This is a genomic window from Halarcobacter sp. (assembly GCF_963675975.1).
GTDB lineage: Bacteria > Campylobacterota > Campylobacteria > Campylobacterales > Arcobacteraceae > Halarcobacter.
The window spans coordinates 3,184,456-3,198,369 of the sequence record NZ_OY780939.1; the positions used below are offsets into that span (position 1 = coordinate 3,184,456).

16 protein-coding genes and 1 other RNA gene are annotated in these 13,914 nt (G+C 28.4%); 8 read left to right on the plus strand and 9 right to left on the minus strand.

Annotated elements, in window-relative coordinates; translation table 11 throughout:
- Positions 1-8: 8 nt before the first annotated feature.
- Both clpP and tig read right to left on the minus strand, forming a co-directional pair.
- Positions 9-593: an ATP-dependent Clp endopeptidase proteolytic subunit ClpP gene (gene clpP, locus ACKU3H_RS15845; protein ID WP_320034839.1), complete on the minus strand. Its 585-nt coding sequence runs from the start codon at positions 591-593 to the stop codon at positions 9-11.
- 15 nt (positions 594-608) lie between these two features.
- Positions 609-1,910 (minus strand): trigger factor, encoded by a 1,302-nt coding sequence (tig, locus tag ACKU3H_RS15850; RefSeq protein WP_320034840.1) that lies wholly within the window; start codon positions 1,908-1,910, stop codon positions 609-611.
- A gap of 90 nt (positions 1,911-2,000) precedes the next feature.
- Between tig and ACKU3H_RS15855 the strand changes: the two genes are divergently transcribed.
- Entirely contained in the window at positions 2,001-3,779 is a 1,779-nt protein-coding gene (locus ACKU3H_RS15855; protein WP_320034841.1) for a VWA domain-containing protein, read from the plus strand.
- A gap of 7 nt (positions 3,780-3,786) precedes the next feature.
- Here the strand turns inward: ACKU3H_RS15855 and ppk2 (ACKU3H_RS15860) are convergent, their stop codons facing one another.
- The 5 genes from ppk2 (ACKU3H_RS15860) to ACKU3H_RS15880 form a co-directional block, all read right to left on the minus strand.
- Positions 3,787-4,905, minus strand: coding sequence for a polyphosphate kinase 2 (ppk2, locus tag ACKU3H_RS15860; RefSeq protein ID WP_320034842.1), 1,119 nt, complete (start codon positions 4,903-4,905; stop codon positions 3,787-3,789).
- 6 nt (positions 4,906-4,911) lie between these two features.
- Entirely contained in the window at positions 4,912-5,835 is a 924-nt protein-coding gene (ppk2, locus tag ACKU3H_RS15865) for a polyphosphate kinase 2 (RefSeq protein WP_320034843.1), read from the minus strand.
- A 9-nt stretch (positions 5,836-5,844) separates the two neighbouring features.
- Positions 5,845-6,987 carry a carboxynorspermidine decarboxylase gene (gene nspC / locus ACKU3H_RS15870; protein WP_320034844.1) on the minus strand — a complete coding sequence of 381 codons (1,143 nt, stop codon included), beginning with the start codon at positions 6,985-6,987 and terminating at the stop codon, positions 5,845-5,847.
- Positions 6,977-7,144: a rubredoxin gene (rd, locus tag ACKU3H_RS15875; RefSeq protein ID WP_320034845.1), complete on the minus strand. Its 168-nt coding sequence runs from the start codon at positions 7,142-7,144 to the stop codon at positions 6,977-6,979. The genes nspC and rd overlap by 11 nt, the downstream gene beginning before the upstream one ends.
- Before the next feature lie 129 nt (positions 7,145-7,273).
- Positions 7,274-8,470, minus strand: a complete 1,197-nt coding sequence (locus ACKU3H_RS15880; RefSeq protein ID WP_320034846.1) for a saccharopine dehydrogenase family protein — start codon at positions 8,468-8,470, stop codon at positions 7,274-7,276.
- 181 nt (positions 8,471-8,651) lie between these two features.
- Between ACKU3H_RS15880 and ssrA the strand changes: the two genes are divergently transcribed.
- The 3 genes from ssrA to ACKU3H_RS15895 all read left to right on the plus strand — a co-directional run bounded on the left by ssrA (position 8,652) and on the right by ACKU3H_RS15895 (position 10,906).
- Positions 8,652-9,048: a transfer-messenger RNA gene (ssrA, locus tag ACKU3H_RS15885) on the plus strand.
- Between the two features lie 191 nt (positions 9,049-9,239).
- A complete protein-coding gene (locus ACKU3H_RS15890; RefSeq protein ID WP_320034847.1) occupies positions 9,240-10,469 on the plus strand; it encodes an integrase arm-type DNA-binding domain-containing protein in 1,230 nt (409 codons plus the stop codon).
- A 53-nt stretch (positions 10,470-10,522) separates the two neighbouring features.
- Entirely contained in the window at positions 10,523-10,906 is a 384-nt protein-coding gene (locus tag ACKU3H_RS15895) for a hypothetical protein (RefSeq protein WP_320034848.1), read from the plus strand.
- Here the strand turns inward: ACKU3H_RS15895 and ACKU3H_RS15900 are convergent.
- Positions 10,903-11,223 carry a hypothetical protein gene (locus ACKU3H_RS15900; protein WP_320034849.1) on the minus strand — a complete coding sequence of 107 codons (321 nt, stop codon included), beginning with the start codon at positions 11,221-11,223 and terminating at the stop codon, positions 10,903-10,905. The two genes, ACKU3H_RS15895 and ACKU3H_RS15900, sit on opposite strands and share 4 nt — an antisense overlap.
- Before the next feature lie 156 nt (positions 11,224-11,379).
- Here ACKU3H_RS15900 and ACKU3H_RS15905 point away from each other — a divergent pair, with 156 nt between their 5' ends.
- From ACKU3H_RS15905 to ACKU3H_RS15920, 4 genes are all read left to right on the plus strand, one after another.
- Positions 11,380-11,538, plus strand: a complete 159-nt coding sequence (locus tag ACKU3H_RS15905) for a hypothetical protein (RefSeq protein WP_320034850.1) — start codon at positions 11,380-11,382, stop codon at positions 11,536-11,538.
- Positions 11,539-11,716: 178 nt separating this feature from the next.
- Complete coding sequence (locus tag ACKU3H_RS15910; RefSeq protein WP_320034851.1) at positions 11,717-12,796, plus strand: replication endonuclease; 1,080 nt, start codon at positions 11,717-11,719, stop codon at positions 12,794-12,796.
- An 83-nt stretch (positions 12,797-12,879) separates the two neighbouring features.
- Positions 12,880-13,053, plus strand: coding sequence for an AlpA family phage regulatory protein (locus tag ACKU3H_RS15915; protein ID WP_320034852.1), 174 nt, complete (start codon positions 12,880-12,882; stop codon positions 13,051-13,053).
- Positions 13,047-13,202 carry a hypothetical protein gene (locus ACKU3H_RS15920; RefSeq protein ID WP_320034853.1) on the plus strand — a complete coding sequence of 52 codons (156 nt, stop codon included), beginning with the start codon at positions 13,047-13,049 and terminating at the stop codon, positions 13,200-13,202. Before ACKU3H_RS15915 ends, ACKU3H_RS15920 begins: the two co-directional genes overlap by 7 nt.
- A 48-nt stretch (positions 13,203-13,250) precedes the next feature.
- Here ACKU3H_RS15920 and ACKU3H_RS15925 read toward each other — a convergent pair whose 3' ends face one another.
- Entirely contained in the window at positions 13,251-13,913 is a 663-nt protein-coding gene (locus tag ACKU3H_RS15925) for a hypothetical protein (protein WP_320034854.1), read from the minus strand.
- Position 13,914: the final 1 nt, after the last annotated feature.

The window sequence follows — 13,914 nt, forward strand, 5'->3', positions numbered from 1 at the left end:
TTTTCTCTTTATTTATGGCTTGTTATAACTTCATCAATTAAACCGTAAGTGCAAGCTTGATCTGCACTCATAAAGTTATCTCTATCTGTATCTTTTTCAATAACTTCTAAAGGTTGTCCTGTTTGCTCAGATAAAATATGATTTAAAGTATCTTTCATTCTTTGAATCTCTTTTGCCTGAATTTGAATATCAGTAGCTTGTCCTTGTGCTCCACCTAATGGTTGGTGAATCATAATTCTTGAGTGTGGTAAAGAGTATCTCTTACCTTTTACTCCAGAAGATAATAAAAATGCACCCATTGAAGCTGCTTGACCTATACAAATAGTACAAACATCTGGTTTAATATAATTCATTGTATCATAAATTGACATACCACTTGTAATTACTCCACCTGGAGAGTTGATATATAAATAGATGTCTTTATCTGGATCTTCAGCCTCTAAAAACAATAACTGAGCAACTATAGATGATGCCACTGCATCATTTACTTCTCCACTTAACATAATAATTCTATCTTTTAGAAGTCTAGAATAGATGTCGTAACTTCTTTCCCCTCTTCCGCTTTTTTCAACTACATATGGTATATAACTCATTTTTTATCCTAAGATTTATTTTCCTAATTTTTCGTCTAATAATTTAGTAATTACTTTATCTTCAATCATTGACATTTTAATAGCAGGTAAGTATCCAGCTTCTTGATATTTTTTTAATACCTCTTGTGGATTTTGACCAGTTTGCATCGCTTCATAATAAATTACTTGAGTAACTTCTTGGTCATTTACCTCTACACCTTCTGCTTTTGCTAAAGCATCTACAATAAATGTAGCTTTTACAGATTTTTCTGCATCAGCTTTTAATTCATCTCTAATAGCTTCAACTTTTGATGCATCTTCTTGTAATTCTTTAATCTCATCTTCTGACATTGTTCTTACTTTGTTGTTTAATGCAAAGTTAATCTCTTGGTCAACTACAGCTGCTGGTAATGCAAAATTTAACTCACTTACTAGTTTATCTAAATAAGCTGGTTTTAACTCATCTCTGTAGTAAACACCTTTAGCTTCAGCAGTTAATTGCTCTTCAATTTTCTCTTTTAATGTATCAAGTGTAGCTTCTTCTTCACCTGGTAACATTTTTTTAGCTAAATCATCATTGATTTCTGGAGCAGCTTTTTCTTGAATCTCATGAAGTTTTACTTTAAAAGTAGCTTCTTTTCCTGCAAGGTCTTTTGATTGGTATTCTGCTGGGAAAGTTACAACAACATCTTTCTCTTCTTCATACTTCATACCAATTACTTGATCTTCAAATCCTGGAATAAAAGAACCAGAACCAATTTCTAGTGTATATTGCTCTGCTTTTCCACCTTCAAAAGCAACACCGTCAACAAATCCTTCAAAATCGATTACAGCGAAGTCACCTTCTCTAACCATTCTTTTTCTTTTAATTTTTTCTAATGGTGCAGATTGTTTAGCAATATTTTCTATTCTCTCATCAATCTCTTTAGCATCAGCTTTTTTCTCTTCAACTTCTGGTAATAATGCTTTATAATCACCTAATTCAACTGCTGGTTTGCAAGCAACTTTAATCTCTACTTCGATAGAACCATCATCTTTTTTATCAAATTTAGAAATACCTGGCTCACCAACTAAATCTTCATTTTTAATATCAAGTTCTTTTAAACCATCACTTAAAACAGCTCTTAAAGCATCACTCTCTGCATCTTCTCTTAGTTTGCTTCCATATCTTTGCTTAACAACAGCTACAGGTACTTTACCTTTTCTAAAACCTTGAACATCAAGTGTCTTAGCAGCTTGTTTAGCAATTTTTTCTATGTTTTTTTCTACTGTATCTGCAGATACTGTTGAAGTAATAACGGCATTTGCCTCATCAACTCTTTTTGCGTTAAATTCCATTAACTTTACTCCGATTTTTTTAATTTTAGTCGTGATTTTATCTTAATTTTAATAAAATACCCATTATACAAAATAAGAGAGTAAAACACATTGCAATTTCTATACCATAATGTACTATTTTTAATGTTAATTCCAGTTTTTTTGTTGATGTTCTTAATTCTTACAAATAAAGACACATTTCAGAAATATTTTTCAAAAGAAGTTATAGAAAAATTATCTATAAAAAACACCTATATGAACAAAACAACAAGAAATATTCTTTTGTTTATTTCATTGATTTTGATGATTATAGCTTTAGCTAGACCTGTGGCAAATGAAAAAGTACAAAGCTTTAAACAAGAGGTAGCAAGTATAGTTGTAGCAATAGATGTATCAAAATCTATGTTAGCAACAGATCTTTACCCAAATAGACTTGTTTTTGCTAAACAAAAACTTCTTAATCTAATAGATTTATCAAAGAAAAATGCAATTGCAGTAATACTTTTTGCAAAATCTTCTTTTATACTTTCACCTGTAACACAAGATTTTAATTCATTAAAAATTTTAGTTGAGAATTTAAATCCAGGAATAAATTTTGACAATGGTTCAAATATATTTTCTACACTTGAAACTACAAACAAACTATTAAAAGGTTATGAAAATAAAAATTTGATTATCCTTACAGATGGAGGAAATAATGATTCCTATGAAAAAGAGATTGAATATGCAAATGAAAATAAAATAAATATCTACACAATCGCAACCGCTACAAACAAAGCTGCACCAATTAAGCTGGAAAATGGAGACTTTATGACTAAAAAAGATGGTAATATTGTAACTGTTTCATTAAATGAAAATATAAAAAATCTTAGTTTAAATACAAATGGCGGATATATTCAATATTCTAATTCAAATGAAGATATTGAACAAATTCTAAAAGATATTGATGCCAAATCATCAAAAAAAGAATTAGAATCAAAAAAATTCAAAACTTATACTGAACTATTTTATTACCCATTGGCTGCTAGTATTTTTTTACTATTGATAGCTTTTTCATCTTTACCAAGTTTAAAAAGAAAATCTACTCAACTAATTTTACTTGGAGTATTATTTATATTTAGTACAAATAATTTAAAAGCATTAGAGTTTGATTTTGAAAATATTGAAAAAGCTGATGAATATTATAATGAAGGAAAATACAAAGAAGCCTCTTTAGAGTATAAAAAAATTGCTAAAACACCTGAAGCAAATTATAATCTTGCAAACTCATACTACAAAAATAAAGAGTATAAAAAAGCCCAAGATGCTTATAAAAATGTAGTTAGTTCAAATAAAGATTTAGAGTTTAGAAAACTTCACAATCTTGGCAATACTTATGTAAAACTACAAGATTTGCAAAATGCAAAAAAAATGTATGAAAATGCATTGAAAATAAAAGAAGATAAACAAACAAGAGAAAACCTAGAGATTGTTGAAAAACTTTTAAAAAACAAAGATAATAAACAACAAAATAAAGATAATAAGCAACAAAATAATCAAGACAAAGATAAAGATAAGAAGCAAAAGAATAAAGAAAATAATCAAGATAAAAATAAAGAACAAGAAAATAAACAAAAGCAAGATAAACAACAACAGGACAAAGAACAAGAAGAATCAAAAAATCAGCAAAAAAATAAAGAAGAAGAAAACTCTGAAAACAAAAAGAACAATCAACAAAATAAAGATAATCAAAATGAAAAACAAGAAATAAAAAATCAAGAGATAAAAGAAAATGAAATCTCTGATTTAGAAGAGAAAAAATGGTTAGAACAATTACAAAAAGATAAAACTCCAGTTTTATTGAAAAGAGTTAAAACCAAGAATGAAGATAATACTTCAACTCCTTGGTAATAGTATATTAGTAGTTTGCAGATTTTCTCATCTGCATTAACTCTTTTTGAACCGAAATATTTATGTTTTCATTTGGTTCAAAATCTAAAGCATAATTTCGTCCATCATAATCAACAGAATTTAAAATAATTTTCATAGCTTCAAGTCTTGCTAAATGTTTATCATCACTTCTTACAACATGCCAAGGTGCAGCTCTAGATGAAGTTCGTCTAAGCATCTCATATTTTTTTTCAGAAAATTCTGACCACAAGTCTTGAGCTTGCATATCAACTTCTGAAAATTTCCATTGTCTTAGAGGGTCGTTGATTCTTCTATCAAATCTTCTTTTTTGCTCATCTTTAGATACAGAGAAATATAGTTTAATAAGAATCATACCTTGTCTTACTAAATCTTGCTCAAAATTAACTACATCTTCCATAAAAATTTCATACTCTTCTTTTGTACAAAATCCAAAAATAGGTTCAACCATAGCTCTGTTGTACCAAGATCTATCAAATAATACCATCTCTCCACCAGTTGGGAAATGTTGGATATATCTTTGGAAAAACCATTGGTTTTTTTGAGTATCTGTTGGTTTACCTAAAGCAACAACTCTATAGTGTTTGTTGTTCATATATCTTGTGATTCGTCTAATCGCTCCACCTTTTCCAGAAGCATCTCTACCTTCAAAAAGAATAATCATTCTTTTATTTTCAGCTTCTAAATAGTTTTGCAATTTAATCAATTCAATTTGATATTGCTTTAATTCTTCTAAATCATAAATTTTTTGAATACCATCTCTTAAAATTTGTGGATCAAGATCTTTAAAATCTCCAAGTATAGCTTTTAAGGCTTTGTTTTCATCCATTAGTTCTTGGTATTTGTCAAGAGAAGCTTTGTCTAAAGTTCTAGTTTTAGATAATACTTTTTCCTCTTTTTGATTTACAATAGAATCTTTAAATTTTTGCATTAAAGTAAGTGCCGCTTTTTTTGTAAGATTATCTTTTTTTGTATATCCTAAAACTTTTACATATCTTTTTTTATCATATTGAAATCTAGCAATATATTTTTTTCCAAAAGCTGGATGGGCAGCTTTTGATATATATAAACCACTATAACTTGTCTTTTCAAAATCACTTAAATTCATTTTTTATTAGGCCTTTGCAAATTTATTTTCTTGTTCCATAACTTCTAATTCTTCTGTACCACTAATTAGAATATCCTTATCAATTTCAATATCTTTTCTATCAACTTTACTTGGATAATCTACTTGCGATAAAATATGTTTGATACAATTTATTCTAGCTTTCTTTTTATTATCACTTTTTATTACTGTCCAAGGTGACAAATCAGTATTTGATGACATCAACATAGAAAATTTAGCTATAGTATATTTATCCCAAAGTTTTTGAGATTCTTTATCTACAGGAGAAAGTTTATACTGTTTTAAAGGATCAACTTCTCTTTTCTTAAATCTTCTTGCTTGCTCTTTTTTTGATACAGAGAAATAATACTTTAAAAGAATAATTCCAGATTTTACAAGCATATTTTCAAACTCTGGCACTTCTCTTAAAAATTCATGGTGCTCTTCAGGAGTACAAAATCCCATAACAGGTTCAACACCTGCTCTGTTGTACCAAGATCTGTCAAAAAGAACAATCTCTCCAGCACTTGGCAAATGTTTAGTATATCTTTGAAAATACCATTGTGACTTTTCAACATCACTTGGTTTTTCTAAAGCTACTACTCGAGCTCCCCTTGGATTTAGGTGCTCAGTGATTCTTTTGATTGTACCACCTTTACCAGCTGCATCTCTACCTTCAAAAAGCATTAAAACTTTTAAGCCTTTTTCTTTGACATGGTTTTGAAATTTCAATAATTCAATTTGGAGTCTAGTTAACTCTTTTTCATACTCTAAAGTCTCTTTTTTAACCCAAATCTGTACTTTTTTACCTTTTTCTTGGAGAATTTTTCTCTCTCTTTGATAATTGTTTGATTTGTGTTTTAAGTCCTCATGAGTGTCTATCTCTTCTTCGTCTTTAAACTCTTCATTAATTATTTGTCTATCTTCACCCATCATTTACCTTTAAGAAAGTCTAGATTTATACTCATTATATCCAAAATTATTTACAATTTGGTAACACTCATTGTTCTTTTTTAATACAATTGATGGTAACTTAATTCCATTAAATGTAGTTGTTTTAACCATAGTATAGTGTATCATATCTTCAAGAATAATTTTATCACCTACTTTTAAAGGCTCATCAAATGAATAATCTCCGATAATATCACCAGCTAAACAAGTATTTCCACCAAACCTATATGTATATTTTTTTACATTTGGTAAATCAGAATTTCTTATATCTGCTCTATATGGCATAGCTAAAGTATCTGGCATATGAGCTTCTGCTGAACTATCTAAAATGGCTATTTGCATTCCATTTTCAACAATATCTAGGACAGTTGCCATAAGGTAACCTGTCTGCCAACCTACTGCTTCACCTGGCTCTAAATATACTTCTAAATGGGGATATCTATTTTTAAAATCTTTTAAAAGTTTTATAAGACCTTCAACATCATAATCTTTTCTAGTAATATGATGTCCTCCACCAAAATTTACCCACTTCATTTGAGGAAGAAACTCTGAAAATCTTTCTTCAAAATTTTTTAAAGCACCCTCTAAAGCGTCAACATTTTGTTCACATAAAGCATGAAAATGAAGTCCATCAACACCTTCAAGATTATCTTCTTGAAAGTTTTTTCGTGTAATTCCTAATCTAGAAAATGCTCCGCAAGGATTATATAAATCTACTTCAACAGATGAATACTCAGGATTAACTCTAAGGCCTATAGAGGTTTTTCCTTTAGCTTTTTCTTTATATCTATCAAATTGAGTAAAAGAATTAAACACTACATGATTTGAGATATCAATAATCTCATCAATCTCTTCGTCTTTAAATGCAGGTGAAAAAGTATGAACTTCTCGTCCAAACTCTTCTTTTGCTAAAATTGCTTCATGTAAACCACTAGCACAACACCCTTTTAAGTATTTTCTACATAAGTCAAATGTTGACCAAAGAGCAAAACCTTTTAGTGCTAAAAGGATATTTACATCTGCTTCATCTTGAACTCTTTTTAGAAGTTCAAGGTTCTTAATAAGAAGTTCCTCTTCACATACAAAAGCAGGACTTGGAAGTTCATTTATACTTGTTACAATATTAGTCTTCATTGTATGGCTCAAAATCCTCTTTACCAACTCCACAGTCAGGACATTCCCAATCTTCTGGTAAATCTTCAAATGCAGTTCCTGGCTCAATACCAGTATCTTCATCTCCTAAAGCTGGATCATAAATATAATCACATACAGTACAAATATATTTTTGCATAATAATCTCCTTAAAAAATGGTTCCCATTTTTTAAGGAACCTTTTCTATTTTAACTTCTTTTGACAAGAGGAATAAATCCTCTTTAAAGAAGCAAACCCTAAAGAAAGCAACGAGTTGCTTTTAATATCTTACTCTAATTCTAGAATTTTCCAAGGTAAACCTTGAGTCATCAACTCATCCATAAAAGGTTTTGCATCAAACTCTTCTATATTGAATACACCTTTTGCTTTCCAAATTCCTTTATAAAGCATTTTTGTTCCAATCATCGCAGGAACTCCTGTAGTATAACTTACAGCTTGTGCTCCTGTTTCTTTGAAACACTCTTGGTGGTCACATACATTGTAGATGTAAACTTTTTTCTTTTTACCATCTTTGATTCCTTCAATAATACAACCAATATTTGTTTTACCAACAGTTCTTGGTCCTAAGCTTGCAGGGTCTGGTAAAAGTGTAGTTAAAAACTCAATAGGAATAATCTCTACACCTTTATGCATTACAGGTTCAATTCCTAACATACCAACATTTTGTAAACAATTCATATGTTGAATATAAGCATCTCCAAAAGTCATAAAGAATCTGATTCTTTTTAAACCTTTGATATTTTTAGATAGAGATTCTAACTCTTCATGGTATAAAAGATAAGATGGTTTTACTCCAACTTCTGGATAATCATGTTCAACTCTTATCTCTAAAGGCTTTGTTTCAATCCATTTTCCATCTTCCCAGTATCTTCCATTTGCAGACACTTCTCTTAGGTTAATTTCTGGATTAAAGTTTGTTGCAAAAGGGTAACCGTGATCACCTGCATTACAATCCATAATATCTATATAATGAATTTCATCAAATAAATTTTGTTGTGCATAGGCACAAAATACACCTGTAACACCTGGGTCAAAACCTGAACCTAAAAGTCCCATTATTCCAGCATCTTTAAATTGACCATCTCTAGCCCATTGTTCTTTATACTCAAATTTTGCTTCATCTGGATGTTCATAATTTGCAGTATCTACATAATCAACACCAGTTTTTGTACAAGCGTCCATGATTGTTAAATCTTGATATGGCAATGCTACATTTAAAACAACTTTTGGATTAACTTTTTCTATTAAAGCTACAAGTTCATCAACACTATCTGCATCAACTTGTGCTACATCAATATCAACATTTTGATTTTTTTTAATATCTTCTGCCATAGCTTCACATTTTGATAATGTTCTTGAAGCTAAAGTAATTTTTTCAAATGTATCAATATTCATAGCACACTTAACAGTAGCAACTCTACTTACTCCACCCGCACCTATGATTAAAATACCTTTTTTATCCATTAAATTCTCCATTAAAAATATTCACAATTATATGATTACTTTCGTAAAGAAGTGTTAAAATTTAGACACTAGTATGCCTATATTTATTTATTATAATTATTTTTGTGATTATTGTTAAAAAATATCAAAAATACTTGCAAAACAATTAGGGTTTTGATATAATTCGCTTCCTAGTTCACTTGGGGGTGACTTGGTATCGATTAGAGCACTGAGGATCAGTTGCATGTCGGCCTGAGCATGCCGTTACGCGGCTCATTTTTTTTAGACGCAAATAATACAAATTACGCTCCAGCTTACGCAAAAGCTGCGTAAGTTTAACTTACTTTAGGACTCCCCTAACGGGTTGAGGCCTCGGAGATTCACTCTGTAGATTCTATCTATACAGATTATAGTGGATTCACCCAGATAGATTATCTTTAAAGGATTGATTGCCCTTTTTAGAGACATTTTAAATCTTAGCTTATTTGTTGCCTTGCAGGTTGAGTTGCAATTAAGTGAAATTTTTCAACCTTTCTAAGCATGTAGACGCTGGTAGTAGGTGTTTTAAGACTCCGGTTCAATCCCGGACACCTCCACCATCACACAATATATAACCATCCAAAAAACTATAATAAACTCCTATGAAATCAAACTCCTATTGACTTTATTAATCTATTAGAATATAATTAAAATTATAACTATCTAAAAATTATAGGGTGTTATTTAAGGGGTCTATTTTATAAACCCCTAAAAAGAAAAAAATTAACCCCCTATATATAAGGGGTTTTTTATGGCAAGGCTTACTACACCGCTAACAGTTAAAGAAATTAACAATTCAAAACCAAAAGAAAAGAAGTACAAACTTAGTGATGGAGGGGGATTAAATTTATTAATCTTACCTAATGGAAGTAAAAGATGGATATTAAAATATAGATATCTAAATAAAGAAAAAGAATATGCAATAGGCACTTACCCAACTATTACACTAGCAAGAGCAAGAGAAATACGAGAAGAATTAAAAACACTTATTGCAGATGGCATAGATATAAATGAATTAAAAAAAGAAAAAAAATTAGTAGCGATTCAAAAAGAAACAAAAAATCTTAATACATTTTATATCATTTCTCAAAAATGGCTTGAATATTATAAAGACCAAGTATCAGAAAATTATCATACAAAATTAGAAAAAGCATTAGAAAACTATGTTTATCCATTTATAAAAAATATTCCAATGGAAGATATTAAAAGATTAAATATTATTGAAATATTGCAAGATTTAAAAAATAGACAAATAAATGAAACTGCAAATAGAGTATATATGCTACTTAACAAAATTTTTAAATATGCAGTTGTTTTAGAATATATCCCTCATAATATAATTACAGATATAGACCAAAATACTATCATAGGAAAAGTTGAAAAAAAACACTACCCTACTCTAACAAAAGAAAAAGATATAAAAGGTTTACTTTTAGCTATTGATGAATACTCAGGAGATTATACTACAAAGATGGCTTTAAAAATTATGCCTTATGTTTTTGTAAGAAGTTACAATATAAGACATATGGAATGGTGTGAAATAGATTTTGAAAAAAAAGAATGGATTATTCCAGCAAATAAAATGAAAACAAAAACAGAATTTATACTTCCTTTACCTAATCAAGTTATAGAACTGTTAAATGAAGTAAAACAGTTTTCAGGAGATTGTAAATATGTTTTCCCAAGTTTCAGAGACAAGAATAGACCTATGAGTGATAATACTTTGATATCTGCTCTTAGAAGAATGGGTTATTCAAAAGAAGAATTTGTACCACATAGTTTTAGAAGTATGTTTTCAACAATTGCATATGAAAATGCAAATCATGAAGCTGGACACAAATTTACTGGAGAAGTTATCGAAGCTTTACTTGCACACAAAGAAAAAAATAAAATCAAAGATGCATATAATAGAGCCTCATATAAAGATAGTATGAGAAATTTAATTGAATGGTATGCTGACTATTTAGATAATACAAAGTAAAATATAATTATATTGATACTATAATCTTTTATATTATATATAAAGGTTTAAATATGAAATATCTAATAATGATAATTTTAATTTCAACAACTCTTTTAAGTCATGATGTAATAGATACATCAAATATTAATACAAATCCATACAAATGCAAAAAAGTTGTTCATTGGTTAAAAGAACCTAAAAAACATGATTTTTATACTAATGTAGATAATTATTTAGTCGGTGTTGCATATGAACAGTGTGATTTAAAGAAAAAAGAATTTGATGACACTTATAAATTTTATGCTCTTATAAAATTTGATTCAAAAGAATCTAAAAGTATTAGAATTTTAAATGGAAAATATCAAGAAAAAATTACAGACCAAACTTATATAGAAAGATACAAAATAGGATTAACTCAATTCTTATACTATTATAGTTTTATAAATAAAAACTAATCCTTTTTCTCTTTCATAGCTTTTTCATAATCTTCTTTAGTTTCATATTTTATTTCTTCCCAATAATCAAAACCTTGTAATTTATCTTTAAAAGCAAGTGCATTTTGAATTAAAGGTAAAAATTTAATTTTATCTAAAAATTTCAAATCCTCAATATTGCCAAAAAGTAAATTTCTTACTAATCTAGACTTATTCATTTTAAATTTTTCTGCTAAATCTTCTAAAGTTTTATTTTCTTCTTCTGTTAATTTAATTTTTAATTGGATATTTCTAGGGTTTTCCTCTTTGGGTCTACCTACATTATTATTTTCATTCATAATACACCTCTTTAGACTTTAGTAAACTTTAAGTTTAGTTGTTTTAATATTAGGGTACACATAAATATTTTAAAAGGTACATATTTAGTAACTACTAAAGTTTAATATATACCCTTTTTTAATTTATGGGTACATTTTAACAAAAAAGGAGAAAAAATGCAACTTTATGTAAAAGGTAAACTGCACAACACTTATGAAAGAGTACCTTTCGTAAACAAAGAAACGGGCGTACAAGGTGAAACTGTTTTTGGTCTTCAGCTAATAGTAGATGAAACATTAAAAATGGTGCTGTTAAATCAGAGATTTATGATGTAAAAATTGATGCTAATAGTGTGTCTAAGTATAAAGATAAAAAAGGTCAACTAATTGAAGTTCCTTGTAGTCTTTATTCAAAAAGTTCTATATCACTTAGTGCAATATAGTACAAAGTTGTCTAAGGAAAGTTATTTGGTCGTGACTTTCCAAAGACGAATACCCCTAGAAGGATATATTTATGGATTTTACAATAGATGAGCTTAACTTTGATGAAATGCTAAAGGACTGCGAAGAGAAGAGACAAAAGTGCGGCACGCATTTTTTCTCTGATTCTGAGCATCCCTTGACTATTTATAAAAAAGTTGTGGACATATCTGAAAATCATCAGGAGATAGAATATCTTAGTGATATTAAATATTATGGTTTAAGTGAATACGACTTTCATATAGTCAATATGCATAGACAAAAACAAAAAGAGTATCTAGATAAAACTTGTCTTTATGACAAGATTACAGAGCAGTATATTCCATTAGCAGACATTACAATGTCAGCTAATCATAATGCACATAGATACTATGCAGAGATTCAAAATAGAATCAACACTTTAGTTAATGATGCAGAGTCTAAAAAATTAGTTCCAATTTTTATGACAATTACACTTCCAAGTGAATATCATAAAATGAAAACTAATAAGATTACTCAAAAGCTTATTTATAATCCTTTGTACAATGGAGTAACTCCAAGAGCTGCTACAAAAGAATTAACTAAAATGTTTGCAAAGTTAAGACATGATAGAAGTTTAAAAGAACTTTCAAAAGATGAAAGAATATATTATAGAGTTAATGAGCCACATAAAGATGGAACACCACATACTCATATACTTATGTTTATTCCTAAATCTATTGTTAATAGAGTTGTAAAAGCTTTTAATAGATTGTTTAATCCTAAAACTAACAAGATTGAAACCAAAATTAGAAATGCAAGTGCTTATATTATGAAGTATATAAATAAGACTTTACCTCTTTCAAAACAAAGTAAACTTACTGAAAAAGAGAAGTATTTAAATGCTTGGTATTCAATGAACAGAGTTATTAGATTTAATTCTAGTAGAACATTAGCTCCATTATCTTTATATAGACTGCTTTATCATAGATATACATTACAAGAACTTACAATGAAAGTAAGAAATAAAGACTTTAGCATATTTGTTAGAGCTGATAATAGAGACAAAATCATGGAGATTTTAGATGGTGATGAGTTAGTATATTCAAGAAGTGAGAATTTTAGAATAGAGTCAATACCTATTCAAGATTTTTGATTCTTTTTTAAAAAGAATATACAGATAGTTGAGGATGACGAAGGATTCCTCCCTTAAACAGATAAACTTTAAGGAGCTTAATAATGAGTAATTTTTTGAGAATAACAGAAGTTATGAAAATGACAGGTATAGCAAAAAGTACAATTTGGTTGTGGGTTAAGGAAGAGAAGTTTCCTAAACCTATTAAGTTAAGTCCTAGAATTACAGTTTGGGATGAAGATAGTATTAATGAATGGAAAAAGGAGATACAATGTTAGAACAAATGAAAGACTTTTTAGAAAAGACAGATACTAAATTAATATCTACAATTGATGATGATAAAAGAGAGACTTCAGTAGATGAAATTATTGAAGATACTTATGTTGTTGAGGATATTGGAGAATATTTGGATTCAGAGCTAACGTAAAATAATAAGATAGTTTTTTTAACTATCTTATTAAATTATTATGCAATTTTAAAAAGTATACGGATTTCTGGTACTATAAAAAATATCTTTTTCAATATCATGAATTAATCTAACCTTAGTATTTAGTTTATAATAATTTCTTCTCATATAGTCTTGTAATGGGGTTTTTGTAGTATCTCTAAAAACTCCTAATAAATAATCAGGTAGACAAATTAATATATTTTTTTTTGTAGTTTTTGTTACAGATAATTTTAAATTAGTGAATTCTATTTTAATCTTATCAATAATAGATTTAATATTAGGTTCTTTTATTTCGGATTGTTCTTCATAAAATACATGAATATCACAATTATTATTTTTACTGACTCTATGAAATAAAAGTTTAAAAAAGATTTTCAAATAAGTTTTTTTAAACTCTGTACTATCAGTTAAAACATCATATGCAATGTAACCTTTTATTTGAAAAGTTCTTATTAATTCAATTAATCTTGGTTTAATCTCCATACTATCTTCAGTAAAATGGAATAATCTGTCATCTTCATCATGTCCTAAAAATTGATCAGTAGATAATTCTCTATATAATTTTTCCAAGTGCTCTTTTATTTCAGAAATATTTTCATCATTTTTTATTATCACTAGACAGAGTGCCAAATAGTTTTTCCCATCTTTTTCAAACTTTGTTTCATCAATGTAAATATTTAATGTTTCCAAT

What these genes read in the sequence shown, in the direction of transcription:
- ppk2 (WP_320034842.1), bottom strand. Translation starts at nt 4,905, where the DNA reads ATGAATTTAAGTGATTTTGAAAAGACAAGTTATAGTGGTTTATATATA.
- ACKU3H_RS15880 (WP_320034846.1), bottom strand. Translation starts at nt 8,470, where the DNA reads ATGGATAAAAAAGGTATTTTAATCATAGGTGCGGGTGGAGTAAGTAGA.
- ACKU3H_RS15890 (WP_320034847.1), top strand. Translation starts at nt 9,240, where the DNA reads ATGGCAAGGCTTACTACACCGCTAACAGTTAAAGAAATTAACAATTCA.
- ppk2 (WP_320034843.1), bottom strand. Translation starts at nt 5,835, where the DNA reads ATGGGTGAAGATAGACAAATAATTAATGAAGAGTTTAAAGACGAAGAA.
- ACKU3H_RS15915 (WP_320034852.1), top strand. Translation starts at nt 12,880, where the DNA reads ATGAGTAATTTTTTGAGAATAACAGAAGTTATGAAAATGACAGGTATA.
- tig (WP_320034840.1), bottom strand. Translation starts at nt 1,910, where the DNA reads ATGGAATTTAACGCAAAAAGAGTTGATGAGGCAAATGCCGTTATTACT.
- ACKU3H_RS15895 (WP_320034848.1), top strand. Translation starts at nt 10,523, where the DNA reads ATGAAATATCTAATAATGATAATTTTAATTTCAACAACTCTTTTAAGT.
- nspC (WP_320034844.1), bottom strand. Translation starts at nt 6,987, where the DNA reads ATGAAGACTAATATTGTAACAAGTATAAATGAACTTCCAAGTCCTGCT.
- ACKU3H_RS15920 (WP_320034853.1), top strand. Translation starts at nt 13,047, where the DNA reads ATGTTAGAACAAATGAAAGACTTTTTAGAAAAGACAGATACTAAATTA.
- rd (WP_320034845.1), bottom strand. Translation starts at nt 7,144, where the DNA reads ATGCAAAAATATATTTGTACTGTATGTGATTATATTTATGATCCAGCT.
- ACKU3H_RS15910 (WP_320034851.1), top strand. Translation starts at nt 11,717, where the DNA reads ATGGATTTTACAATAGATGAGCTTAACTTTGATGAAATGCTAAAGGAC.
- ACKU3H_RS15905 (WP_320034850.1), top strand. Translation starts at nt 11,380, where the DNA reads ATGCAACTTTATGTAAAAGGTAAACTGCACAACACTTATGAAAGAGTA.
- ACKU3H_RS15900 (WP_320034849.1), bottom strand. Translation starts at nt 11,223, where the DNA reads ATGAATGAAAATAATAATGTAGGTAGACCCAAAGAGGAAAACCCTAGA.
- clpP (WP_320034839.1), bottom strand. Translation starts at nt 593, where the DNA reads ATGAGTTATATACCATATGTAGTTGAAAAAAGCGGAAGAGGGGAAAGA.